Annotated in this window: 18 protein-coding genes, 1 tRNA gene and 1 pseudogene; 7 read left to right on the top strand and 13 right to left on the bottom strand. The window is 47.8% G+C overall.

All coding sequences use genetic code 11. The features are described from left to right. Nucleotides 1-10: 10 nt before the first annotated feature. From AC6I8Y_RS14365 to AC6I8Y_RS14355, 3 genes are all read left to right on the top strand, one after another. Nucleotides 11-1,021: a Fe(3+) ABC transporter substrate-binding protein gene (locus AC6I8Y_RS14365; protein ID WP_498020410.1), complete on the top strand. Its 1,011-nt coding sequence runs from the start codon at nt 11-13 to the stop codon at nt 1,019-1,021. An 83-nt stretch (nt 1,022-1,104) separates the two neighbouring features. Continuing rightward, nucleotides 1,105-2,730 (top strand): ABC transporter permease, encoded by a 1,626-nt coding sequence (locus AC6I8Y_RS14360; protein WP_498020409.1) that lies wholly within the window; start codon nt 1,105-1,107, stop codon nt 2,728-2,730. Continuing rightward, the gene (locus AC6I8Y_RS14355) at nt 2,730-3,761 is read left to right on the top strand and encodes an ABC transporter ATP-binding protein (RefSeq protein ID WP_498020408.1); all 1,032 of its coding nucleotides are present in this window, start codon (nt 2,730-2,732) and stop codon (nt 3,759-3,761) included. The genes AC6I8Y_RS14360 and AC6I8Y_RS14355 overlap by 1 nt, the downstream gene beginning before the upstream one ends. A gap of 128 nt (nt 3,762-3,889) precedes the next feature. On the opposite strand, the gene AC6I8Y_RS14350 is transcribed toward AC6I8Y_RS14355, so the two are convergent. The 11 genes and pseudogenes from AC6I8Y_RS14350 to AC6I8Y_RS14300 form a co-directional block, all read right to left on the bottom strand. Beyond that, nucleotides 3,890-5,302, bottom strand: a complete 1,413-nt coding sequence (locus AC6I8Y_RS14350; RefSeq protein WP_394150881.1) for a phosphoglucomutase/phosphomannomutase family protein — start codon at nt 5,300-5,302, stop codon at nt 3,890-3,892. Nucleotides 5,303-5,386: 84 nt separating this feature from the next. Next, complete coding sequence (locus AC6I8Y_RS14345) at nt 5,387-7,792, bottom strand: glycoside hydrolase family 94 protein (RefSeq protein WP_394150880.1); 2,406 nt, start codon at nt 7,790-7,792, stop codon at nt 5,387-5,389. A gap of 63 nt (nt 7,793-7,855) precedes the next feature. Then, a complete protein-coding gene (locus AC6I8Y_RS14340) occupies nt 7,856-9,787 on the bottom strand; it encodes a beta-N-acetylhexosaminidase (RefSeq protein WP_498020407.1) in 1,932 nt (643 codons plus the stop codon). A 9-nt stretch (nt 9,788-9,796) separates the two neighbouring features. After that, nucleotides 9,797-10,675 (bottom strand): glucosamine kinase nucleotide-binding domain-containing protein, encoded by an 879-nt coding sequence (locus AC6I8Y_RS14335; RefSeq protein ID WP_498020406.1) that lies wholly within the window; start codon nt 10,673-10,675, stop codon nt 9,797-9,799. 9 nt (nt 10,676-10,684) lie between these two features. After that, nucleotides 10,685-12,394 (bottom strand): glycoside hydrolase family 9 protein, encoded by a 1,710-nt coding sequence (locus tag AC6I8Y_RS14330; protein ID WP_498021520.1) that lies wholly within the window; start codon nt 12,392-12,394, stop codon nt 10,685-10,687. A gap of 54 nt (nt 12,395-12,448) precedes the next feature. After that, the gene (locus AC6I8Y_RS14325) at nt 12,449-13,441 is read right to left on the bottom strand and encodes an ABC transporter ATP-binding protein (protein WP_394150877.1); all 993 of its coding nucleotides are present in this window, start codon (nt 13,439-13,441) and stop codon (nt 12,449-12,451) included. A 50-nt stretch (nt 13,442-13,491) separates the two neighbouring features. Beyond that, a pseudogene (locus tag AC6I8Y_RS14320) lies at nt 13,492-14,482 on the bottom strand (ABC transporter ATP-binding protein). A gap of 2 nt (nt 14,483-14,484) precedes the next feature. Beyond that, nucleotides 14,485-15,510 (bottom strand): ABC transporter permease, encoded by a 1,026-nt coding sequence (locus tag AC6I8Y_RS14315; protein ID WP_394150875.1) that lies wholly within the window; start codon nt 15,508-15,510, stop codon nt 14,485-14,487. Nucleotides 15,511-15,512: 2 nt separating this feature from the next. Further along, the gene (locus tag AC6I8Y_RS14310) at nt 15,513-16,499 is read right to left on the bottom strand and encodes an ABC transporter permease (protein ID WP_498020405.1); all 987 of its coding nucleotides are present in this window, start codon (nt 16,497-16,499) and stop codon (nt 15,513-15,515) included. 153 nt (nt 16,500-16,652) lie between these two features. Continuing rightward, nucleotides 16,653-18,335, bottom strand: coding sequence for an ABC transporter substrate-binding protein (locus AC6I8Y_RS14305; protein ID WP_498020404.1), 1,683 nt, complete (start codon nt 18,333-18,335; stop codon nt 16,653-16,655). A gap of 713 nt (nt 18,336-19,048) precedes the next feature. Next, on the bottom strand, nt 19,049-19,744 hold the full coding sequence (locus tag AC6I8Y_RS14300) for a VC0807 family protein (protein ID WP_128648954.1): 696 nt from the start codon (nt 19,742-19,744) through the stop codon (nt 19,049-19,051). A gap of 365 nt (nt 19,745-20,109) precedes the next feature. Between AC6I8Y_RS14300 and AC6I8Y_RS14295 the strand changes: the two genes are divergently transcribed. The 4 genes from AC6I8Y_RS14295 to AC6I8Y_RS14280 are packed head-to-tail and all read left to right on the top strand — an operon-like array spanning nt 20,110 to nt 23,573. Then, nucleotides 20,110-20,574, top strand: a complete 465-nt coding sequence (locus AC6I8Y_RS14295) for a hypothetical protein (protein ID WP_234495158.1) — start codon at nt 20,110-20,112, stop codon at nt 20,572-20,574. Between the two features lie 11 nt (nt 20,575-20,585). Then, on the top strand, nt 20,586-22,088 hold the full coding sequence (locus AC6I8Y_RS14290; protein ID WP_498020403.1) for a diguanylate cyclase: 1,503 nt from the start codon (nt 20,586-20,588) through the stop codon (nt 22,086-22,088). Then, nucleotides 22,076-22,828: a nucleoside hydrolase gene (locus AC6I8Y_RS14285; protein WP_498020402.1), complete on the top strand. Its 753-nt coding sequence runs from the start codon at nt 22,076-22,078 to the stop codon at nt 22,826-22,828. The genes AC6I8Y_RS14290 and AC6I8Y_RS14285 overlap by 13 nt, the downstream gene beginning before the upstream one ends. A 58-nt stretch (nt 22,829-22,886) precedes the next feature. Next, entirely contained in the window at nt 22,887-23,573 is a 687-nt protein-coding gene (locus tag AC6I8Y_RS14280; RefSeq protein ID WP_498020401.1) for a VOC family protein, read from the top strand. A 71-nt stretch (nt 23,574-23,644) separates the two neighbouring features. Here the strand turns inward: AC6I8Y_RS14280 and AC6I8Y_RS14275 are convergent. Further along, nucleotides 23,645-23,717: transfer RNA gene (locus AC6I8Y_RS14275), tRNA-Ile, on the bottom strand. A gap of 142 nt (nt 23,718-23,859) precedes the next feature. Further along, on the bottom strand, nt 23,860-25,713 hold the full coding sequence (gene rpoD, locus AC6I8Y_RS14270) for an RNA polymerase sigma factor RpoD (RefSeq protein WP_394150871.1): 1,854 nt from the start codon (nt 25,711-25,713) through the stop codon (nt 23,860-23,862). Between the last annotated feature and the right edge of the window lie 80 nt (nt 25,714-25,793).

Below are 25,793 nucleotides of genomic sequence, written 5' to 3'. Positions count from 1 at the left end.
GAACTAAACAATGAAAAAACTGCTAACTCTTTCTGCAATCGCAGCAAGCTTTGCCACTCCAGCGATGGCTGCGGAAGAAGTCAACGTTTACTCTTACCGTCAACCTTTCCTTGTTGAACCAATGCTCAACGAGTTCACGAAAGAAACGGGTATCAAGGTAAATGTGAAGTTTGCTAAGAAAGGTTTGGCAGAGAAGCTTCAGCAAGAAGGCGAATACAGCCCAGCTGACGTAGTGCTAACAACTGACATCAGCCGTCTTGCAGAGCTCACTGACAAGGACGTAGTTCAAGCGGTAGACAGCGATGTGATTAACGCGAACGTTCCCGCTCAGTACCGTGATAAAGAGAATGAGTGGTTTGCACTGACGCTACGTACTCGTAACGTTTACTCATCTCGTGACCGTGTTGGTAAGCTAGGTGCAGAGTTCAACTATGCAGACCTTGCTAACCCAGAGTACAAAGGCAAAATCTGTACTCGCAGCGGTAAGCACCCATACAACGTATCTTTGGTTTCATCTATGATTGCACACCACGGTGAAGCGGAAACTAAAGAGTGGCTAGAAGGCGTCAAAGCTAACCTAGCACGCAAGCCACAAGGTAATGACCGCGCGCAAGTTAAAGCGATCAAAGAAGGTCTTTGTGACGTTTCTCTAGGTAACAGCTACTACCTAGGTAAAATGGTGAATGATAAAGAGCAAAAAGCGTGGGCTGATGCGGTTTACATCAACTTCCCGAATCAAGAAACCACTGGCACGCACGTTAACGTGAGTGGTATGGCAATGGCGAAGCACTCGCCAAATAAAGAAAATGCACTGAAGCTAATGGAGTTCCTAACAGGCGACAAAGCTCAGCAAATGTACGCAGAAATAAACTTTGAGTACCCAGTAAAAGAAGGCGTTAAGCGTTCTGAGCTTGTAGCATCTTGGGGTGACTTTAAAGCAGATACTGTCTCGCTAGACGACATTGCTGGTTACCACAGCGCAGCGATCAAATTGTTAGATGAAGTTAAGTTCGACCTATAATCGATAAAAGGGGGTATAATGCCCCCTTAATTATTCTGGTTTATGACTTCTCGACTTCGCGTCGCCTGATGTATGTTTAGGCAATGAAAGAAAAAAATGTTGTTTGGAAAACCAGTAGTGGAGTGCTAACTCTGCTACTGGTTTTGCCTATTTTAGCGATCTTCTATACTGCACTTGGTGAATCAAGTGATCTTTTCGCACACCTGATGTCCACGGTGATGCCCACCTATGTTCTCAATACCATCAAATTGGTCGTTGGTGTTTTGCTGCTCTCTCTTGTGTTCGGGGTGCCCAGTGCCTGGCTAATGGCCATGTGCAAGCTACCTAGCGAACGCGTATTGCAGTGGGCCTTAGTACTGCCACTGGCGATGCCAAGTTACATCATTGGCTACATCTTTACTGACTGGTTTGATTTTGCAGGCCCTGTACAAGTGTGGCTACGTGATGTTTTTGCTTGGCAGGTTGGCGACTACTGGTTCCCGGATATCCGCACGGTTGGTGGCGCCACGGTTGTGCTCTCTTTAGTGCTGTACCCGTACGTCTATCTGTTGTGCCGCGCGGCATTTATGGAGCAAAACGTCTCTTTGCTGCAATCTGCAAGACTTCTCAAATGCTCCCCTTTAGAGAGTTTTTGGCGTATCTCGTTGCCGCTTGCTCGTCCATCCATTGCGGTAGGTCTATCGCTGGTGGCGATGGAGACCATTGGCGACTTCGGTGCGGTTAGCTACTTTGCAGTCAGCACCTTAACCACAGCGGTTTACGATACTTGGCTTGGCTATTCCAATTTAAGTGCGGCCGCCAAAATTTCCGCCATGATGATGGTGGTGATTGTGCTTCTACTGGGTGCTGAGCGCTATAGTCGTCGTAAACAGAAACTGTTTCAAAGTCAGTACAACAGCCATGAAGATTTTCGTTATGAGTTACGTGGCTGGAAAAAGTGGGCAGCATTAACTTGGTGTTGGGGCTTGGTATCAGCAGCGTTTATCTTCCCGCTTGGCCAGTTAATTATTTATGCCTACAAGTACTTTGAGCAAAGCTGGACTGAAGAATTTCAAACCTATGCTATCAACAGTTTACAGGTCTCGATCATTGCCGCCATCATTGGCGTAATCGTCGCTTTGGTGGTTAACTTCTATCGCCGTTTGGATCCAAGTCGTAAGGGTGTCGTTTTCATGCGTGCCTCGTCGCTGGGCTATGCCGTACCGGGAACGGTGCTGGCGATCGGCGTGATGGTGACTGTCCTGTTTATGGATCATTCAGTAAATGACTTTGCCAAAGCGATGGAGTGGCAGCGCCCAGGTCTGATCTTCTCTGGCTCGATGTTTGCGCTGATTTTTGCCATGGTGGTGCGTTTTTCAGCGGTAGCGATTGGCAGTATCGAAACCAGTCTAAGTAAGGTGTCGCCTTCGCTTGATATGGCCTCGCGTACTATGGGCTGTAAGAAGAACCAGATGTTGGTTCGCGTGCATCTGCCACTGATTAAACGTGGTGTGTTGATTGCTGGCTTGTTGGTGTTTATTGAGTCGATGAAAGAGCTCAATGCTGCGCTGCTGCTGCGTCCATTCAACTTTGAAACCTTGGCCACCTACGTATTTAACTTTGCCTCAGATGAGCATTTGGAGCTTGCTGCGATGCCAGCCGTCTTGCTAGTACTCGTTGGATTACTACCGCTCATTATTATTAACCGTTCATTGGAGCAAAATCACTGATGACCACTGCACTGTCGATTGAAAATTTATCTTGTCAGTATGACGAGCAAACGATTCTTGAAAACTTGTCTCTAGAGGTTAATCAAGGTGAAATTGTTTGTTTGCTGGGCGCCAGTGGCTGCGGTAAAACGACCTTGCTGAAAGCCATCGCGGGTCTATTGCCCCTGTCTGCGGGCAAGATGACGCTGGGTGAGCGTGAGATTGATAACGGTGAAACCTGGATGCCGCCAGAGCAGCGCAACATCGGCATGATCTTCCAAGACTATGCGCTGTTTCCTCATCTAACGGTGGCGCAGAACGTCGCTTTTGGGCTTAAGGGCACTCCGAAGTCAGAGCAAGATGCAATCGTGATGGAGATGCTGTCACTGGTACATCTAGAGCAGTTCATTGACCGCTACCCGCATCAGCTATCGGGTGGTCAACAGCAGCGTGTGGCGATTGCGCGCAGTTTGGCGTACAAACCCGATCTATTGTTACTTGATGAGCCATTTTCCAACATCGATACCCAAGTACGTCACGAGCTGATCCGCGAGATCCGCAAAATCTTCAAAAAGCAGGGTGTAACAGCGATATTCGTGACTCATAGCCGCGAAGAAGCGTTCGCGTTTGCTGACAAAATGGCAGTGATGAACCAAGGTGTGATTGAGCAATATGGCTCGGCATCAGAGCTCTATTTCTGCCCATCGAGCAAGTTCGTTGCGGATTTCTTAGGTGGCGGTAGTTATTTGCAAGCTAAGCATATCAATGACACGACCTTTGAGACGGCTATCGGCCAGGTTGAAGCACAGTCGTGTGCCTTGATTGAGCCGGGGGCTGATTGCCAACTTTTGGTGCGCCCACAGCACATTCAATTGACTCAGTCAGAAAAGAGCACTATCACGGTTATCGAGCAGCAGTTCATGGGTGACCATTGTCGCTATGTAGTTGATATTGAAGGCACGCGTGTCTTGGCCACCTCATTAGAGGCGCTTGATGTTGGCCAGAGTGTCGCGGTGAGTGTCGATGCGCAGGGCATTGTCGCGTTTGCATAAGTACTAAAAAAGCCCGGAGACAGTCGTTCCGGGCAAAAATGTTCTCCACCTATAGGGAGCTTTTTGCTAATAGGTGACCAAGAAGGTGAGTCGAGGTCACTTAGGGCAAAAAGAGAAGGAAACAGTGACTACAAAGACAAAAAGTCTTTCATCTGCTGAAGAACATATTCCGCTTGTTCCTTATCTTCCATTTCACAGAAGATTCGTAATAGGGGCTCCGTACCCGAGAAGCGAGCAATCACCCAACCACCGTTCTTAAAGTACACTTTCGCGCCATCGGCGTAACTCACCTTTTCTACGTCATAATCAAACTCAGGAAGCAGTTTTTCGACATAAAGTTTGTGGTAAAGGCTGTCTTTTTGCGACGGTTTGAAGGTGCAGTCGCCCTCAGCGGTATAGGCGTAACCATACTTGCCGTAGATCTCTGATAGCAACTCGGAAAGTGTCTTCTGAGTGACACTGAGCATTTCGACTAAAAGGCTAGAGGCGAATACGCCATCCTTACCTTTGATGTGGCCGCGAATGGTTAAACCACCTGAGCTCTCACCGCCAATCAGTGAGTCGTCGGCCTCCATTTGACTACTTATGTGCTTAAAGCCTACGGGAACCTCAAAGCTCTTTTCACCGTAGTCGGCAGCAACTTTATCTAGTAGATGAGTGGTAGCGATATTACGAACCACTGAGCCTTTCCAGCCTTTGTACTCGAGTAAGTAGTAGTAGAGCAGTAGCAGGACTTCATTCGGGTGAATAAAATTGCCTTGCTCATCAATGATGCCAAGACGGTCAGCATCGCCATCGGTACCTATACCAATATCGTAGCCTTCTGCCGCTACTAGGTGCTTAAGACGATATAGTGTCGCTGCACTTGGCGAAGGCATTAAGCCGCCAAAGTCTGGGTTTTTACCATCGTTGATGACGTCAACGTCACAGCGACCGTTGATGAGCACCGTCTGCAATGCGTTTTTCGCAACCCCAAACATCGGGTCGATAAGCACTTTGAGATTGGCGTTTTTGATGGCTTCAATGTCGATAAGATCGATGATGGAATCAACAAACTCGTTCATCGGATTGATGACATTAATCGCGCCGCGCTCAACACATACATCGAAGTCGCCTGAAATCACTTCCTGAAGGCTGAGAGTGGCTATCTGAGCTTCAATCTTCTCAGTAATGATTTCGTCGGCATCACGGCCACCTTCGATAAAGACCTTAATCCCGTTGTAATCGGCTGGATTGTGCGACGCGGTAATACAAGCCGAGTAGGCACATCCCATACTCTTCGCCTTGTACATGACTATAGGGGTCGGCACAAACTTGTCGATAAAGCTCACTGGGATGTTGTTCGCGGCCAAGACTTCCGCAAACCAGCGCCCCGCTTTATCGGATAGAAAACGCCTGTCATAGCCAATCACGAATCCGCGGTCTGCCACGTTTTCGCTATTGATGATGTTTGCCACTGCTTGAGCAACGAGTTTTACGTTATCTTTAGTGAACTCCTCGCCGATGAACGCGCGCCAACCACCTGTTCCAAATTTGATCATCTCTCTCTCCTAAGAGGTTACCTACTCTTGTAGTGATACGCTTAAGTTCGATGGGTCCGAATTAAGGACCCATCGAGGCACTCGTTAACCTAGAACAACATGTACTTGGTTTACGCTGCCTTCGGCTTGAGGCGCGATCGAGCCTTGAATGGCTTGGCCATTCAAGGTAATGGACTGAACACCCTTGCTGACATTGTTTGGGTTCTCAACCGTAATTTGATACGTTGCACCGCGCCATTGACGCGTCACCTCAAATCCTGGCCACTCTGTTGGAATACATGGGTCAACCACTAGGCCATCGAAGCTCAGTCTCACGCCGAGAATATAGTTGGTTGCGGCGAAGTAAGCCCAGCCAGAAGTACCCGTTAACCAAGGGTGGTTGGCGCGACCATGATCTTGGTGGTCACGGCCCATGATGAACTGCACGTATGAGTACGGCTCTGTGATGCGTGTTTCGATCATGTCGTTTTGGTTATAAGGGTTTAGTGCGTCGTAGTACTTCATGGCTTGATCGCCACGGCCTAGTTTCGCTTCGGCTACCCACGCCCATGGATTTGGATGTGAGAAGATCGCGCCGTTTTCTTTTACGCCCTGATAAACGCGAGTGACAAAGCCGATGTCGTCATTAGGTGTTGCGAACGATGGCGCGTTTAGATGTAAGCCGAAGTCTGAGTAGAGGTACTCATCGACCGCATCCATGGCTTTCTTACCGCGCTCTTCGCTAACTGCGCCAGAAACCACTGCCCAGGTGTTGGACTCAAGGTGAACCTTACCTTCGGTTTGTTTACTGGTACCGACCTTGTCGCCGTTTTTGGTGATACCACGGATGTACCAGCCACCGTCTTCATCCCAAAGATGCGTTTCACAGGCGTCTTGAACTTTTTGCGCCATTTGTTGGTAGTAGGCGACATCATCAAGCTCGCCACGGTTGCGTGCGAGGTCAACGAAGTCTTGCAGTGCCCAGTAATGCAGGAAGGCCACCATAGATGATTCACCACCACCGAGGTTTAGACAGTCATTCCAGTCTGCGCGCAGACCTTTGGCGATGCCTGTCGCTCCCACGTGCTCATCGGTAAAGTTAAGTGCTGCTTTCATGTGCTCGTAAACGGTCGCATTGCCGCCGTCTGCGTATGGGATCACCTCATCAAAGAAATCCGTCTCACCGGTTTCCATCACGTAGCGACAGATCGTTGGGACTAGCCACAAGTGATCGTCAGAGCAGGTGTCGGCAATGCCGTGGATCTTATCTTCATCGCTTGGTGTCGGAACCACGGTTGGTGATTTTGATGGCTCAACATCGGCTTTTTCTGGATCAAACCAATCTGGATCGAACAGATGCAAACCGTAACCAGCTTTCACTTGGCCACGCAGTAGATCAACGATTCGTTTGCGAGTCATAGCCGGTGCAGAATGAGGAACGGCCATAGCGTCCTGAGCGGTATCTCGATAGCCCAGTCCAGTACGTCCTCCAACCTCGATAAATGAAGCGAAGCGTGACCATACGACACATGTCTCGGCTTGATACAGAGTCCAAGTGTTCAGCATGGTGTCTAGCCCCTCGTTAGGAGATTTCACCTGAAACTTCGCGCAGCGCTCATCCCAGTGAGCCTTGATGGCATCAAACGCTGCATCGACCTCAGTTAAGTCTTGGTATTTTTGACGAAGACGCTCACCGTTGCCTTTGCCAATACCAAGAACGTAGGCAAAGCGCACCTCTTCTCCCGGTGCGATGACAAATTGCTTGTGCAGTGAACCACAATGGTTGTAGCAGGTTTGTGTGTGATTAGAGCATTGCCCTTTTTCAACTGCGATTGGGTTGGATTCGTCGCGATATAGACCTAAGAAGCTATCGCGCTGACCATCATAGCTATCTGGGCTAAAAGTAGAAGCAAGGTAGTAGTAGCCTTCGAAGTCGTTGGTGTTGTAGAAGAGATCATACTCAATGACACCATCTTGATAGCTAGTCCCTGCTGAATATAGCGACATTTGATGGTTTTGATTGTCAGAGGCGATGTGGCTGAAGGAAAACTCCACAAACGAGAAGGCGCTGATGGTGCGCGGCTTATCACCGGTATTGCGGATCACCACATCCCACACTTCAGCATCTTCGCCTTTTGGTACGAACAGAGTTTTTGTCGCCTCAATATCTGAGTATTGACACTTAAACTTTGAATAAGAAAGCCCGTGCCTTACTTCATAATTCGCTTCATCAAGGCTTTTGGCGACTGGCTGCCATGAGATTGACCAGTAATCACCTGTCTCATCATCACGCAGATATACATAATGCCCTGGGCGATCGAACGTCGCATTTGGGCGGAATTTGGTTACACGGTTGTACTCAGGTGAGTTGTAAAAGGAGTAGCCGCCAGCATTATGGGAGATAACGGTACAGAACTTCTCTGTGCCTAGGTAGTTAGTCCAAGGAGCGGGGGCATCGGGACGAGTGATGACATATTCTCGGTTCTCGTTATCGAAGTAGCCGTATTGCATGATGATATCCTTATTGGGGAAAATTTAAATTCGTTAAGTAATGTTGGCTTTGAGTGTTGAACGTCAGCCATTCTCTTTTTGGCTCTCTGGCCATGGGTGTCTGTATCGCACATCTTGTCTATCTAACAATTGGAGGTGTGGCTTAAGCCGAGACAAGAAGGCGTGGAAGTCTTTTGAGTGATCTTGTGTCCATGCGGTTTCTGCAAGCGCAACCAAGCGCGGAAACATCATGTAGTCGAGCCGCTCCGGAGAGGTAACTCTCTCTGTCCAAAGTGCGGCCTGCATGCCCAAAATGCGTTTCTTGATTGGGTCTTGCTCATGAAGTTGGACGAGAGGTTCGTATTGATATGCGTTTTCTAGGGTAATTATGTGAGAGCGGTACACGCCCAACTCGCAAACGCTGTAGTCTTGCGCCATATCTAAGTAGGTGCTTTGGCCTGGCTGAAGGATGACGTCGTAGCCCAGCTTGGCACTATTAATAGCGGCTTCTTCGCTCAGCCATGAATAGACGACCGTGTCTTTGCTTACCTTGCTACCAAAGTGCGCCTCTTCCCAGCCAAGCATGCGCTTGCCCATGGATCTGAGTTTATCTTCGACGTAGCGAAGCAGATGACCCTGCAGGTCTTTCGGATTGCGATAGCCTTGCTCCGCCATGAGTTCACGACAAGACGGGCTGTTGGTCCAAACTCCGACAGGCACTTGGTCTGCGCCGATATGAACGTAAGGGGCCGGAAACAGCTGAGCAATCTCTTCAAGCACGGCATCAAGAAATTGGTAGGTGCCAGAGATCCCTGGTGATAACACGTTGTCGGTGTAGTTTTGTTCACTGCGGTAATGAGACTGATCTTCCGGGTCGACTAACAGATCCGGTAGCGCGGTAATCGCGGCGCGACTGTGGCCAGGAATGTCGATCTCTGGGATCACTTGGATGCTGCGATCTGACGCGTACTGAACAATCTCGCGGATCTCTTGCTGTGAGTAGAATCCACCATAGTAATCCCCGATGCTATGAAGCTGCGGTTTTAGCGGGTGAGTCGGGCCACGCCAAGCACCAATGTTAGTCAGCTCTGGATATGCTTTGATTTCAACGCGCCAGCCTTCGTCATCAGTAAGGTGCCAATGGAAGGTATTGATCTTGTAGTGCGCAAGAAGGTTGATAACGCGCTTTATCTCGGTCACTGGCTGAAAGCTGCGTGCACTGTCTAGCATTACACCACGGTAGCGAAAGCGAGGTGCGTCTTGGATGCGGACATGAGGCACGTAGATGGTGTGGCGATTATGGTCAAAGTCCATCAACTGAATCAGCGTTGCACAGCCGTAGGTAAAGCCTGCATTGCTGTTGGACTCAATCTCAATCCCTGAACCATCCACAGTCAATTTGTAGGCTTCAGAATCTAAAACAGGAGAGTGCCTAAAACGAATGTCTTGCTGTCCAATCGATTTATGGCTTAGTCCGAATAGACGCTCCACCTCTTCACTTAGCCAGTTGGCGACACATTGCATGGATTGATCTTCGACGCAAATCTGACTGTAACGCGTCAGTTCAAACACGCTTTCCCCAAACTCCATGTATTGAGGATGTGGGATAAGAGCGTGGCGTCCTGCGCCTACCTCTGGCAGCGATACTCGGCGGTCGTCAACCGCCCCGAGTACAATCGGTGAAACTGCAACAGGAAGCTGGGTTTTTGCATCAGTGTCGAGATAGGCGTCGTTAATGCCATCACTCAGTAAGTTGAATGCGGACGTCGCGGTGCAAAACTCGACATAGACATGGTTATTGGCATACAGCGGCGTCTCGTTGACGTTTAGCGTACAGAAGGTGCCGACTTGTGTGAGCTCGCCTTGTGATAAGCTGTCTGGAATCACAAAACACTCAAACGCAAAATAAAGCTTCCAATTGGCGTGACTCTTCTCAGACAGGTTATGCAAGGTTAGCCCGAAGCGACAGCCTTTCGCTAGATGTTCAACAATGGCTAAGTCGACACGAAAATCCATACTCATCCCTTACTCGTAAAGGTTGTGTTGCTCGTTACCCGCCATCATCAGCGCGCCATCCATCGCATCCCCTTTAGGGACTACGATCCAGCGCTGAGCAGTAGGAGATAACCAGTCAAAGATACGCTCGGCGATACTGCCCATCAGGCATATTTTGTCCGCGCCTTTGCTGTTGAGCGCGCACAAAAACATTTCAATGTCGTTGGCGGTTTCCAGCAGAAGCGATTTTGCCAACTCATCGTTGAGGTAGGCATACTCAAAAATCACCGGAGAAAACTGACCGTAATCACGTGGTAACGCTGTTTTTGACCACTCTACGATGGCGTCGATATCCTGATTGAAATGTTCCATGACGACATCGGCGAGGGGAGAGTGGGGCTTGATACCATCTTGGATAAGCAGGACTTGCTGGATCAACCTAAGTCCCATCACAGCGCCGCCTCCCTGATCTGAAATCGGGAACTCTCGACCGCCTACCACATACTGATTTATCCCTTTAATGAGAAGACCAACGGAGCCAGTCCCGGCTATCATGATGGCACCATCTTCACCCTGATGGGCGCCAAGGCAGGCACCGTAGCCATCGGTGTTAAGCGTTAGGCTTGCGAATGGGTGTGATGTCGCCATAAACGCTTGATAGCTGCTTTTGTGCTCGGCCCCCGCGAGCGCGCAGCCAACATCCATCTGGGCAAAATCGGCTGAGCCAAGACCTGCTGATTGGGCCGCAGACTCAATCGCTTCAATAATCGACGTTAAAGCAAGTTCGGCGCCCAACATAATGTTCGCGCTGCCGCTTTTCGCCTCACCAATGACTTGCTGCTGTTCATTGATGATTCTGGCGCGACACGATGTACCACCGCCATCAATTCCAACTCTGTACCTAGCCATATTTAACCCTTAATTCTTATAGTGTTGCTGCCACAGTGCCAAAGCGAGAAGTAGCCAACCTGCATGGGGAATCCACTGCTCACCCCAGCGCCAATTTTGTAGCATGTCGTCTTTATGAATTGGTGGGTTAAAGGCAATATCAGCCTCATCTTCAAAGCCTGCGGTGATACCGTTGCACACCCCTCCGAGAGCATTGAAGAAACCAAGCTTCGGTAGGTAGTCGGGGTTGTTGTGGCCATGACCATCGAGCATGCACATATCATAGGGATTAGCACCGAGCACCCAGCTAATACAGTCATCGGCATAGTGCGATAGCTGAGCTTTCAAAGCGGAGTCTTCTAGGTGCGGTTGAGCCAAAAAAGCCATTGAGGCAAGTGAAGCCAAGCGAGCATTCTCGCCTTGCCACCAGTAACCAGACTCGTTTTGATGAGGGATAAAGAACGCGTCATGTTTGACCCCATCGACGGCTTTTACGTACTGCCTTGGGTAGCCAAATGGGTTGTAAACCTTGTGAGTGATACTGATTTCAAATTGGCAGGCTTTCTTGAGCGTTTCTCGCGCTGCTTTGACTCGCTCTGCTTCGGTTTCTATTGCTAGATACTCAGTCAGTGCGATGTTAGGCAGCCCAGCCTCTGCAGCATGGAAGTAAGGTCGACTGCCATCTTCATTTGCAGACCAGTAAAAAGCATGTTGTTGGTCGCTCAGCGCTCGATTGGTTAATGCATCAAACCAGCTTCTTGCTTCCGTTAGGTACTGTGGTTCCAAGCTGGCTTGATACAGAGCCACTGACGCCACAAGTGCGCAATATTCGTCAATGATGTTCGGAGTATGATCATCAAGGTATTGCTCGTTGTGCTCTTTGAGGTGCCAATAGCCTGCTTTTGCTGCTTCTAAATAAGTGGCGGCGCTATCCTTTGAAAGTGAGCTCACCTGGCTGCTCTTCGCAAGTGCTGCGATGGTCATGCCGCCGCCTTGACGAAACCCAGCCTCATAGTTGGTTTTCTTATGACCGAGTTGAGTCTCGTAAGCGCAGATCTCTCGCTGCGTCGGATCTTTACTCCATTTGTCAAAAACCGTCATATAGAAATAGCCACTGTGATGCTGCATGCGCGAAAGGAACTCAGCGCCATAAAGCGCTTCTTCTAGAAGCCGGGTAGCAACAAAGTTTGGGCTCTCGATGCGCTCACACACTATGTCGTGTACCTTGAGCATATTCCAAACCACCATAGGGGTTTGTTGAGGATTCAAATAATTGGCATAGGACAGGTGGCTAAGGTACTTGCTGACATCACCAGACGCGTCATACCAGCCACCATGGACATCCACCGAATCTTGGCTGCCTACAATCGAAGCTTGCTTGTCGGCGGCATCAAACTCCCCACCGCATCGCTGAGATTTGAAGTAGTGGATAATGTCTGAGAAGCAGCGGTTATAGAGCTGATTCTCGGCGATTTCAAAAGATTGAGAGCGTACTGTCTGATAGCGCAGGTAGTAGTGACCTTGCTCTGTCCATTGACTGAAATCGAGAGTGAAGAAAACACCTTGATGCCAATTATCCACGTTAGCGCCACCGATAGGGCTCAGTTCGAGCACGATTTCGTCATTGTGGGCATCCACTAAAAAAGCACTAGCGAGTTCATGCTGTGACTGTCGAGTCATTAACACGGCGCGCTTTTCACTGTTTATGTGGTAGCCAATGTGGTTAGTGAGTAATTGCATGTTTTCTTCCATAACTTATCCCTACAGCTAGGCTCCCGAGACGGGAGCCGGGTATTAGTTCTCGTATAAGTAGCAACGTACGAAGTGGTTGTCTGATAGCTTGGTAACGCTAGGTAAGGCTTCACGGCACTTAGTGGTGGCGTGCTTACAGCGTCCGGCAAATGGGCAGCCTACTGATGCTGGTGTCCACAATGGGATTTCACCTTTGTTTCCTTCCAGCTTCTCGTGGATGGACTTGGATGGATCGGGGACTGCAGATACCAGCAGCTGGGTATAGGGATGCTGAGGGTTAGCAATGACCTCGTCAGTGTCGCCCCATTCGACCATGTGACCGACATACATCACGGAGATGTCTTCGGCGATGTAGCGTGCCGTTGCAATGTCGTGAGTGATGTAAAGTAGCGACATCTGCTTCTCGAACTTCATCTCTTCCATCAGGTTGAGAACGCCTGCTCGAATCGATACATCCAGCATGGATGTCGGTTCGTCTGCGAGCACGACCTCTGCACCTACGGCAATGTTTCGAGCAAGGTTGACACGCTGTCTCTGACCACCAGAAAGTTGATGCGGATATTTCGCCGCTGTCTCTTTTGGTGGGATCAATCCAACTTGTTCTAGTAGGTCGTAAACACGCTCTTCCAACTCTTTCTTGTTGCCCTTGCTGACCTTGTTATGTATCAGCAGAGGACGGGCAATGTGGTGGAAAATAGTGTGCGTTGGGTTAAGTGAACCAAACGGGTCTTGCCATACCATTTGTACGCCTTCGCGATACTGCATGAGGTCACGGCGCGAGGTGATCTCTTGAATGTCACGACCGCGATATTTGATCTCACCGCCGCTTGGCGCATACATCTTGGCTATCATTTTAGCCGTGGTGGATTTGCCCGAGCCGGACTCACCTACGACTGATAATCCACGGCTCTTGTACATCTTGAATGAGACATCGTTAATCGCACGCATCATTGGCTGAGATAGCGCGTTGCTATTGATGGGAAAGTCTTTAACGACGTTGTTGCCTTCTATGAGTAGTTCACCATAGTTGCTCATAATTGTTCTCCAGAAATCCTTGTTAATGCTTACTTCTTCGCTGGTGGTCGTTATGACAACTCTTGCGCGACGGCAATAGGTTCACCGTACAAGTGGCAGTTTGAAAAACGGCTGTGCTCGATTTGACGCAGCTTAGTGGGTATGCGAGTACAAGCTTCATGTACTCGGTCACAACGAGCTTGGAATCGGCAGCCTTGAGGCACCTCTAAAAGGTTTAAAGGATTTCCAGGAATACCAGTCAGCTTGGTCTTAGGGCCCGTTAACGGCGGGAACGAACTACCCAGCCCTTTGGTGTAAGGGTGGTAAGGCGATTCAAGGATCTGTTTCGACGGTGCAACCTCAATAAGCTCTCCTGAATACATGATCCCAATGCGATCAGAAAACTCGACCATAAGTGAGATATCATGGGTGATGAACAAAATAGAAAAGCCAAACTCTTCTTTTAGCGCATAGATCTTTTTGTAAGATCTCGCGTTGCACAACCACATCCAGTGCTGTGGTTGGCTCATCCATAATGATCATCTTAGGGTTCAGTGCTAGCGCGATGGCGATGACCAGCCTCTGACGCATACCGCCAGAGAATTGGTGTGGATAGTCATTCAAGCGGCTAGGGTGGATATCAACGATTTCCAATAGCCCTTGAGCACGTTTTACTGCCTGATCACGAGTCATGTTGGTGTGGCGCATAATGACGTCACAGAACTGCTCTTCCATCGTCAGTACAGGGTTTAGCGCGTTCATCGCACTTTGGAATACCATCGACATCTCGCTCCAGCGGAATGTCTGCATGCGGTCGTCACTGTACTGAAGAATGTCTTCACCATTAAACAGTACCTGACCGCCGCTGATATAAGCAGGTGGCTTATGAAGGCGCATAAGAGAGAAGGCGACTGTTGACTTTCCACAGCCAGACTCGCCAGCTAGACCGAAGACTTCGCCTTTGCCGATATCGAAGCTGACGTTGTTACAAGCACGTACGTCACCAGCATCGGTAATGTAGTCAACGCAAAGGTTGCGGATTGAAATTAGTGGTTCTGACATGATTAACGATCTCCGCTCCATAGTGCATTTTGAGGCGCGACTTCAACTTCACGCTGCTTTTTGTCTTGTGCTGCGATTTTCTTCCAGCGTTTCATCCCTTTGTGTGAACGAAGCTGCGGGTTAGCAATTTCATCTACTGCGAAGTTCAACAAGGCTAAACCCGTCACTAGGAACGTCAGTGCTAAACATGGTGCAATTACTTCCCACCACGCGCCGATGAGCATGGCAGATGAGGTTTGAACGTTGTAAAGCATGATGCCCCAGCTGATCGTGTTTGGATCGCCCATACCTAGGAATGAAATCGTTGCTTCCATCAAGATGGCGTACATAACAGAGCCGATGAAGCTTGCCCCAACAATGGAGATAAGGTTTGGCAGTAGCTCAACGAAGATAATACGAAGGCGCGATTCGCCCAGAACTTCGGCTGCTTTTACGAACTCTTTCTCACGTAGTGATAGGGTTTGTGCTCGAATGACCCTTGCGCCCCACGCCCAGGACATACAGCCGATGACCAAGGCTATGGTTAGCGGACCTGCCTCACCGATAAATGCGGCCACCACAAACAGTAATGGGAAAGGAGGAATAACCAACATGATGTTCATGGCTGAGGTCAGTACTTCGTCTACTCGACCACCAAAGTAGCCTGCAGAGATACCAATAACGGTGGCTAGGAAGCAAACGGTGATACCGGCACCAAAACCAACCATTAGTGAAACACGTGCGCCGTAGGCAACCTGTGACCAGATATCACGACCCATACGAGTTGTGCCCATTGGATGATCGGCTTTTTTCGACATCAGGAGCGTTCGGCGATCATCTGCAAGATTTTGTGCCACCCAGCCATCAGGATTCGCTTGAGCAAGCTTTACCACGGCACTTGGGTATTCATGAGAGTTACCCGTGCGTTTGTCTGGTGCGTGTTTAGTGATAAGTGGGGCTGCGACCGCCATAAACACGAACAAACCTATGATTGAAAGTCCAATCCTGGCAGTGGTATTACGCCACACGAGTTGTAAGAAACCTTTCATGGTTATTTGCCTCCCTTGCGTAGACGAGGATCAAGCACGACATAAAGCATGTCAGCCGCTAAGTTAAAGAAGAGCATAAACAGAGTCATAATAAGCAGCTGTCCTTGCAGAACTTGGTAGTCACGAGCGTGGATGGCGTTGAGCATCACAGAGCCAAGACCTGGGTAGTTAAAGATGATTTCGACAATCAGCTGACCACCAATCGCAACACCAAGAGACATTGAAAGTGCGGTAACACTTGGTAGTAGTGCGTTACGAGCGGCGTAGTTGAACACCACGCGGTTTTCACTCAGGCCCTTACCTTTTGCCATCGTGATGTAGTCTTCATTGAGAAGGTTGATCATGTTGTTACGCATATTGACTAGGAAGCCACCGATCTGAATAATCGTCGCACAGAATAGAGGCAAGACCGCGTGGTAGAGCACATCTTTGATGAATGCCCAGCTGGTCCAGTCTGGCATGGTGCCAGCGGTGTAGGCGTAGCCTGTAGGGAACCATTTCAGACCGATAGCGAAGATGAACATGGCCATCATAGCGATAACCACCTGAGGCATTGCTTGGATGATAAGCATGCCTGGAGTGACGAAGGTGTCGAACTTAGAACCTCGTTTCCACGCGGCGAAAATGCCCAGTACCGAGCCGATTGAAAACGAAAGAATAACCGCGCTGCCTGCCAGAAATAGTGACCAGCCGAAAGCACTGCCTAATAGTGTATTGACCGATAGCGGGAAGAATTGAATCGAGGTACCTAGCTCCCAGCTCAGGATGTTTTTCATGTAATGTAGGTATTGAACGAAGTAGTTACCTTCTACAAAACCCAGTAGTTCTTTCATCGCAGCAATACGCTCTGGTGTTACCTGAACCGTTGTGTGGGCGAACATCATAGTGACCGGATCGCCTGGCATTGCACGAGGAATAATAAAGTTGATGGTGGCTGCAACCAGAAGTGCCACCATATAAAAGGACAAACGTCTTAAAAAATAACCCATAACTCACACCTTAATTACCCAGCTTTTCCTTGCTGCTGGTAGCCTCATCTCAAAATTTGAAACGAGTAAACCCCTGACGACGAGCGCCACACATCAACACTGATATTTAGGGGAAGAAAGCGGTACGGACGTACCGCTTCAGTTTGTGTTTACTTACTTAACTGGTTTTAGGTCCAGCACGTGAAGTAGACGCTCTGGGATACCAGCCCAGATGTTTGGACGACCTTTAGGATTTTGCTCGTTCCACCAACCCGCGAAGCGAGTCGTGTTGTATTGGAACATGTAAGCACCAGACATAACCGGGATAGTAACCTGATCTTGAGCAATGATTTTCTGGATGCCGTGAGCGATTTCTAGCTGCTCAGCTTTATCTGCAGTTTTGTAGAAGCTGTTTAGCAAGTTATCTAGCTCAGCATTCTTATAGAAGTGCATGGCAAAACGAGGCATACCGTCACCACTTTGCAGGGTCGAGTTATAGCCAGAGTTCCAGTATGTGTATGGGTCTGCACCGTGGAAGTAGTTGGTGTAAGCAACGTCATAGTTTGCTTCAAGCATTGCTTGGTTGTACACAGAGAAGTCTGGTGTACGAGCTTTTGCTTTAATGCCGGCTTCTGCAAGTTGCTCAACCGCTAGCTGAACTGTGTTGTTGAAGTCGGTCCAACCGTTAGGTGATTGAATCAGTAGTTCAAATGACTTGCCTGATGGAGTATCTACAAAACCATCACCATTGACATCTTTAAAGCCCGCTTTTTCAAGCAGTGCTTTTGCACCGTCGACGTCGTAAGAGTTGTAGCCCTTGTACTTGTTGTGCGTCGATTCATCTGACCAAGTAGCAAATGCGTAGCCTAGACCTGAAGCGAAGTCATTTACTGTACCGCCGCCATAAAATGCGATATCAATAATTGTTTGACGGTCAAGAGCCATAGAGAATGCGCGGCGGAAATCAACGTTAGTCAACGCTTCTTTTTTAGCAGGATCTTGGTGTTTGAAGTTCACAAGAAACGCTTGTGTACCTGCTGGTGGATACCAGTACTGATGATTTGGTGACGCTGCTGCATAGGTGCGGTCAATATCTGGGATGAACGATGATGTCCAGTCCATCTCTGAGTTTACAACTTTACCTAGGAACTGGTCATTGTTAGCGATCTGAGGAACACGCAGACAGTCGACTTCTAAGTTGTCGTTATCCCAGTAGTTAGGGTTGCGACACTGAACGTAAAGCTGTGGAGTGAAGGTATCAATTTCAGTGAAAGGTCCTGAGCCTACAGGGTTCTCATTAGTGAACGTTGTTGGATCTTTCACATCTTTCCAAACGTGCTCAGGTACGATTGGCACCTTAACGATTTCATAAGGAAAGTTTGAGTTAGCCTCAGTTGTGTAGAACTTAAGCTGGTAGTCGTTTAGTTTCTCTACCTTAGTTACCCAAGAGTTGATACCACTTTGGTCCAGGGCTGGGTTGTTCTTCACTAGGTTGAACGAGAACAATACGTCGTTAGCATCAAATGTTTCGCCGTCAGACCACTTCACACCTTTACGAATATCAAAGGTTACAGACATAAGATCGTCTGCCATTTTGAAGCCTTCAGCTAAACGGAACACAGGCTCATTGCCGTGCATTTCGTTAAATACAACAAGCGGCTCGTATAGGAAGTCGGTTGTTGTGTGTAAGTAGGTTGCACCTAAATATGGGTTGAAGTTGCGAACAAAGGTGTTGAACTCTTTCGGGTGGATAGTGAGTTCGCTGCGTTCTGCTGCTGTTGCTACAGAGCTGAAACCTGTTACTGCGGTCGCAATAATTGCTGTCGCTAGTGCTGTTTTTTTAATATGCGCAAGCATAGCTATTCCTTACTATTTGCTTTTGTTTCACAGAGAGACCAAGTGCTTCCCTCTCACATGTTGCTAAAGCCTACCTCTCTAAATAGGGTCCTAAAGAGTGGCCTGTAGGCCTTAGGCGTTACTAAGAAAACACCTTAAAGCACAATTTATCAATTACGCTTCCCGTCAAAAACGTCAAAACTGAGATTGAGTCCGTCAAAAACGTTAAATTTGCGGCGAATTGTATGTTTTTTCATCGAGATTCTAAGTTGGTTTCCTTCACGTAATGGTGATTTTTTGGCTAATTTGTAAGTGCTTACTATCTTTTATGTATAGTTATATTATCGCCTTCCAAGTGGTAGTGTTAAAAAGTGAGATGGGTCACTACTCAAAAGCGCACGTTAATTCTATCCGAAAAATAGCACAGTGAATTTGTTGTGATAACTATCGCAAAGTGGTCATTATTTTGCTTTTTTATAGGCGGAGACTGAGAAATATGTAGGCTAATGATGTTGCTCTTGGTGTTTGTTTTGAGCCGTTAATAAAGTCTGTTTGTTGAAAAACTTGCCAAAGAATCAATTGAAGAAATGGTGAAAACAAGTAATAAGAGGTTGAATGAAGAAACCGATGACACGTCGAGAGGTGTGAAGGTTGGGATGGGTAAAGCGGTAGAGGTACAAAAAAACCCGATCAACGAGTGCGTAATCGGGCTGTTTCATAAAATGCTTTCAGGATTACTTAGTGTGGAATATCTGCTCTGTTTCAAGAGAGGTCATGCCGCGGATTTGACGCCAAACATAATAGAAAATACCCATCATCATCAACATGCTTGGGATGGCGATAATAGGGTAGCTGTAGAGCGTGAGCTTCCCGAGCTCTTCATTAAATGCTGCAGTACCTGCTGGGCTGGTTACTATCCAGGTTGCAAGAAAGTAGTTCATAGCCGATGAAAACGCAAAAGTACTAGCGAACAGGTAGTTTGACGACATTAGGCAGCGGTCAAAGGCCTGTGTCTTACCGCGCTCTTGCAGGCGCTCTGTTATAAGCTCGAGATTGAGTACCGTGTCATTCAAGATCATTTTCTGCATGAACGGATAGCGCGTAAAGGTCGAACCAAGAACCGCCAAGCCGATAAGACCTGGAATCAATGCTTCTTTTAAAGCTAGCCAGCGTGTATCAAGCTCTAATAACCCGATACCACCGGTCAATAACACGCTGATAAAGCCCAACGCCGCGATAAAGTTAAACTTCTTATTGCGGATAAGATCCATACCGCCGTAGACCACAGGAAACAGCAAAGCGACAACCAGAGCCATCGCCGTTCCAAGATGTTCGTCACCGCTGAACTTCATCAGGATAAAAGATGGAATGAAAACGTTGAAGAGGATTTCAAATAGTGGGTTCGACTTTTTTGTCGTTGTGTTACTCATAATGTGCTGCTGGCTCTACTGTATCGACTGACTGTGTAATTCGAAAGGCAGTGTTCATTGCTTAATGGCAGATGTAAAGGGCTAAATTTCGAACTTGTGTAACGACATGTGAAATTACGTGTTACGATTAGGTGCTCTTTGCGTGACCTATATCGCGCTCTTTTTGAGAAAGTATGCTCTATGTTACGCCTGAACCACGGAAAAGGCGCATCATGTGATACTGCTCTATTGGTAGAAATGTTAATTAATTGTACCATTGAATATTATAACAACTTAAGCAGGACTCGATAAGGATGTTTAGTCAGCTAGTTTCAAAGGTAGCCAAGTGCTGCCTGTTAAGTACTTCTATTAGTTTATTATTTTCAATGTGGGTATACGCAGAATCGAATGCTAGTTACCCCAAAGGCTGGGAAGATTGGCCGGTAGTAAAGGAATCTATGAACCTGCCAGCCGATACGGTACTCCCACCAGACACGTCACTGTTTATCCAAGAGTCCGTTCGGGCTTACAGCTGGATCAACAACGGTGAAGGCTCACCATTAACCATTCGCGTTAACCCAGAAAAGATTGAACAGTACAAGACCCACGGTCCTTATACCGATGGTCCCACTGTGGTTGCCGTCTCTGAGGTTCAAGGCATTGTCTGGGTAACGGAGCATATTGCAGGCGAGGCAATTTATGGGAGCTACGATAGAAAAGGCAAGGACATCTCTTCTATGCACCCGACGCTAGAGCCAAGTTTTTGTCAGAACTGCCACACCACGTACAAAGATATTTGCATCAATGGCACCTGTACTGAACCCGTTTTGGAAGTGTATGAGTCTAAATAGGATTCGTTAATTTGGGCCCCAATCTGTTTGGTCGGTTGACTATAAACCAGATGCTGTTTGTCTCGCATCTGGTTTTAGTGATGTTCATCATCGTCGGGATGACCTACACAAGATACACCAGTGAATGGTCTAATCGACTCGACACCACGGTTGAGATTGCCGAGGCACATCTCGCCCCACACAATACGTTCCTCTCTGGCGCTGTAGCTGGGCGAAACTATGCCAAGCTGCTTATGCCAACCACTAAAGACACACTTTTCAGTATACCCAACCTTCGGTTTCTAGAGGTCAGTGGCACATCAGATTATCAAGGGCACCCGATAGGAGTTCGTTACTCCCCCAAGGAACAACAGGCTTGGCGAACGGATATTGATGACACCGAGGTCATAGTGCTCGCTGCACGGCTAAAAGAGTTAGACGCGGCACTAAGCTCTAAAGATGAAAAAACGCAAGCGAGAATCAACAAGCTGACTTACGTAAAAAACAAGCTTCAAAGCGACTTCAATAGCTTACAGTCGAGTCAAGAGATCCACAAAACCTATACCTTACCTTGGTCTAAGCCTGATTTAAGCCAGCAGCATTGGCTTTTGGATCTAGAGCAGAACATTTTGCATGTATGTATTGAGCTGCGAAATGAAAACGGAGGAGAACTCTGGTTGGTGCTTGATGCCACCGAGCTTCAAGCTTTTCGTAAGGCGCTAGCACGCAGTTTGTTGTTTGAGGCCAGCGGTGCATTTTTGGTCTCTTTGGTGTTGATATATTGGGTCACGCTTTGGATTGTGAGCCCACTTAAACGGCTGGCGAATTCCATGAAATCGGATGTGGAAGACATTCGCTTAAACATTCCAAAAGAAGTGCAGCGTGATGATGAAATAGGTGACCTTGCTCGTTCCTACATGAGTCTTATCCAAAAGATAGAAAACCAACTAGGGGTATTGCAACAGCAAACAGACACCGACCCTCTTACAGGTCTTGGCTCTCGCTACAAGTACTCACGCGATGGTAAGGCATTCTTGATGCATCATCTCAGCCACGGTCGATACGTTGGCTACATGGTTTGTGACATCGATAACTTTAAGGCCTATAACGACCTCTATGGCCATATTGCGGGTGACAACGCCTTGTGTATGGTGGCGTCGGTGATTGGCGAACAAGTAAAAGGTCAAGGGTTTGCTGTGCGCCTGGGAGGAGAAGAGTTTGTTGTGGTGATTGAGGCAAACACGTCTCAAGAAATTGTGGGCGTCGCTAACCGTATCCATCATGCAATAGAAGATCTGAGTATCTTGCATCGCGGTAACCCTCCCTTTAATCGCGTGACTATCTCGATAGGCTCTATCGCTATCGCGCCTACCCAACAAGATTTTGATGGTGAAGCATTGTTGGCAGAGGCGTTTGATGCAGCTGATGTTCATCTCTATCACTGTAAAACCAGTGGAAGAAATAAATCACATCACCAAGAGGTCACGATTGGTGAACTACTAGAGACTACTGTGGAGAAACAATGCAGAGAGTAAGCAAGGAAGCACCACTGCAAGGCAATCAAACACGTCTATGGATAGACACGGATATCACAATAGGAACCCATGGCAAGTTAATGGCGTTCCGAGATGTTGATGATGGTTATGCGCTAGGCGCTTTGTTTCGTAGCCAGGAGGTTGATATTGTTGGGTTAAGCTCGACGCGCGGTAATACGGACGAAATTGCAGTTACTACCGCCAAGGCGAAAGAGTTTACCGCACGGTTTGGTCCAAACAGCTTAACGGTAACGGCTGGTGCGGCGGTAAACTTTGAAGATGACAAATATACCAAAGCCACATTACCCGATGGTGTGAAAGCGTTGGCAGAGCAGTTACAGCAGGGAAGGTTAACCATTCTTGCCATCGGAGCACTGACCAATATCGCGCTGTTACTAAAATATTTTCCTGAGCTGAGTTGTCAGATTGAGCAGATTATTTGTGTTGCAGGTCGACGCTCAGCGGATCAGCATTTCATTTCCGGCTCCCATCAACCAAGGCCTTTCCGAGATCTCAATTTTGAGTTTGATGTTCCCGCGTTTCGCAAGGTGTTAGAGAGTGATGTGGCGCTTACCTTAGTTCCATTCGAAGTCTGCCAGCAAGTTTGGATTCATTTTAAAGATTTGGAGCAGTTGGCGGAGTCTAACCAGCTCAGTCGTTACCTTGCTGAGCATTCACTAGGGTGGTATTTAGAGTGGAAAGCGGTATTCGGTGCGAAGCAAGGCTTTAATCCTTTTTGATATGGTTGCGGCTGCTTTTGCTATAAATCCTCAATGGTTCCAAAGTAAGCAATGGCCAGTGGCGATAGTAGAAGCGCCAAGTGATACTGAACATAAGCAAGACAAACCCTATTTGCTTTGTCACCCAGATCTTGTTAGCCAACGTAAAGTGAACTACCTAGTAGAGATTGCCCCATCCGCATCAGAGACGTTGCTCGAACGTATAGAGCAAAATGACATCAGCGCCTTTGTGCTCGGTCTCTCTCATATTAATGTCATCGTAGATGATGTCGATAGTGCGAGTGAGTACTACCAGCGAGTCCTTGGTTTTCAGCCAGCTTTCGATGAGCAAGGTCAGCCGATGGATTATCGTGGTGTTTCTATGGCGCAGTTTAATCAAGACGCCGGGCTTGCCGGTCAAGATGTGATTGTTGACGTTCTATTTGTTAAACATCCATACGCCCACATCTACTTGGAGCTGATGAAATACCATAAACCCATTGGTAATCGTGAGTTACCGCCACAACCACGAACCTATGACTTAGGTGGGCCTCGTCATATCGCGCTGGAAGTATCGAACTGCAATGAGGTATTTAATTACCTAAAAGCTCAGCCTGATGCCAAGATGATCGACCCTCGTTCATCGTACCATCCTGAGAAGTTAGACGGCTTCCCAATTACCTTCTTTTATTGGATTGATAAATATGGCATTCAATGGGAGATCGAAGAAGGGAGAAGGGTTGGTACTTCTCGAGGGATCGTGTAGGGCTTTGAAATCATTGGGTAACTGAAACGCAAAAAGGCGCATAGATTTCTCTATGCGCCTTTCTAAATTTGTGGCCCCTCGCAGACTTGAACTGCGGACCAATCGATTATGAGTCGACTGCTCTAACCACTGAGCTAAGGGGCCAATAGGTGGATGATTATAGGGGAAGGTAGGGCGAGTGTCTAGATGCAGTGTAGGCTAATTGCGCTTGCTTTTTAGTCACTTAAACCTTGCAGATACAAAAAAGGTGAGCCAGTGCTCACCTTTTTGTTAAAGCTTAATGCGATTACTCGTCAAGGAAGCTGCGCAGTGTTTCTGAGCGGCTTGGGTGACGAAGCTTGCGCAGTGCTTTTGCTTCGATCTGACGGATACGCTCACGTGTTACGTCGAACTGCTTACCAACCTCTTCTAGAGTGTGGTCAGTGTTCATATCGATACCAAAGCGCATACGAAGTACTTTTGCTTCACGAGGTGTTAGACCCGCTAGTACGTCTTTCGTTGCAACACGTAGACTTGTCATTGTTGCTGAGTCTACTGGTAGCTCGAGCGTCGTATCTTCGATGAAATCACCTAGATGCGAATCTTCGTCGTCACCGATTGGTGTCTCCATAGAGATTGGCTCTTTAGCGATTTTTAGTACCTTACGGATCTTATCTTCAGGCATTTGCATACGCTCTGCCAACTCTTCAGGAAGTGGCTCACGGCCCATTTCTTGAAGCATTTGACGAGAGATACGGTTTAGCTTGTTGATAGTCTCGATCATGTGTACTGGGATACGGATGGTACGAGCTTGGTCAGCGATTGAACGCGTAATAGCCTGACGGATCCACCATGTTGCGTAAGTCGAGAACTTGTAACCGCGACGGTATTCAAACTTATCTACCGCTTTCATCAGACCGATGTTACCTTCTTGGATCAGATCCAAGAACTGTAGGCCACGGTTGGTGTACTTCTTCGCAATAGAGATAACAAGACGTAAGTTCGCTTCAACCATCTCTTTCTTCGCACGGCGAGCTTTCGCTTCACCGATAGACATGCGACGGCTGATGTCTTTGATGTTTTGAACAGAAAGCGAAGTTTCTTCTTCGATGATGTCCAGCTTCTGGATAGAGCGGCGGATATCATCTTCGTAACGCTTGATCTTTTCTGCGTATGGCTTGTCAGAAGCAAGAACTTCGTCTAGCCACGCATCACTTGATTCGTTACCTGTGAACAGTGCGATGAACGATTTCTTCGGCATTTTGCCGTACTCTACCGCTTGACGCATGATCAGGCGCTCTTGAGTACGTACGCGGTCCATAGACGTGCGTAGTTCGTTCACAAGGTGATCGAACTGCTTAGGCGTTAGACGGAACTCACGGAACACTTCTTGTACTAGTTCGTGCGACTTAGCCACTTGTGGGCTGTCGTAGCCGAATTCGTTTACGGCTAACTGAAGATCTTGGTACGTGTTACGAAGTGCAGTGAATTTTTCAAGAGCAAGCTCAGGGTCGATACCTGTATCTTCCTCTTCTTCATCTTCAGAGTCTTCGTCGCTATCCGCGTCTTCTTCGTCTTCGTCTTCAAGATCTGCTTCAGACAGTTCAGAACCGATATGAGTAGCAGTAGGTGCCGCAGTTTCTTCTTCGTTTGGATCAACAAAACCAGTGATAACGTCAGTTAAGCGAAGTTCTTCCGCCTGCACCTTATCAAACTGTTCAAGAATGTATGGGATGGTACCTGGGTATTCTGCCACTGAGCTTTGAACTTGGTTGATACCGTCTTCAATGCGCTTAGCAATGTCAATCTCGCCTTCGCGAGTCAATAGCTCAACAGTACCCATCTCACGCATGTACATGCGGACTGGGTCGGTAGTACGACCGATTTCACTTTCAACGCTGGAAAGTGCAGCTGCAGCGGCTTCGGCTGCATCTTCATCAGTAATGTTGTTGTCATCATTCAGAGCAAGATCATCAGCATCAGGAGCAGTCTCTACTACCTTAATACCCATGTCATTAATCATCTGAATAATATCTTCTACCTGTTCTGAATCGACGATTTCTTCAGGTAGGTGGTCATTTACTTCTGCGTAGGTCAGATAGCCTTGTTCCTTGCCCTTAATGACAAGTAGCTTCAGCTGTGACTGCGGATTTTGGTCCATAGACGATATCCAACTTAAGATCTGGTGAAGGAATTTTAGTATGCGAAATGCAAACCACTAATATTAACAAATTTATTCGT

The sequence above is a fragment of the Vibrio sp. KUL78 genome, from assembly GCF_059725505.1.
The sequence above is the reverse complement of the archived record's forward strand: the minus strand, read 5'-3'. Positions and strand labels throughout refer to the sequence as shown.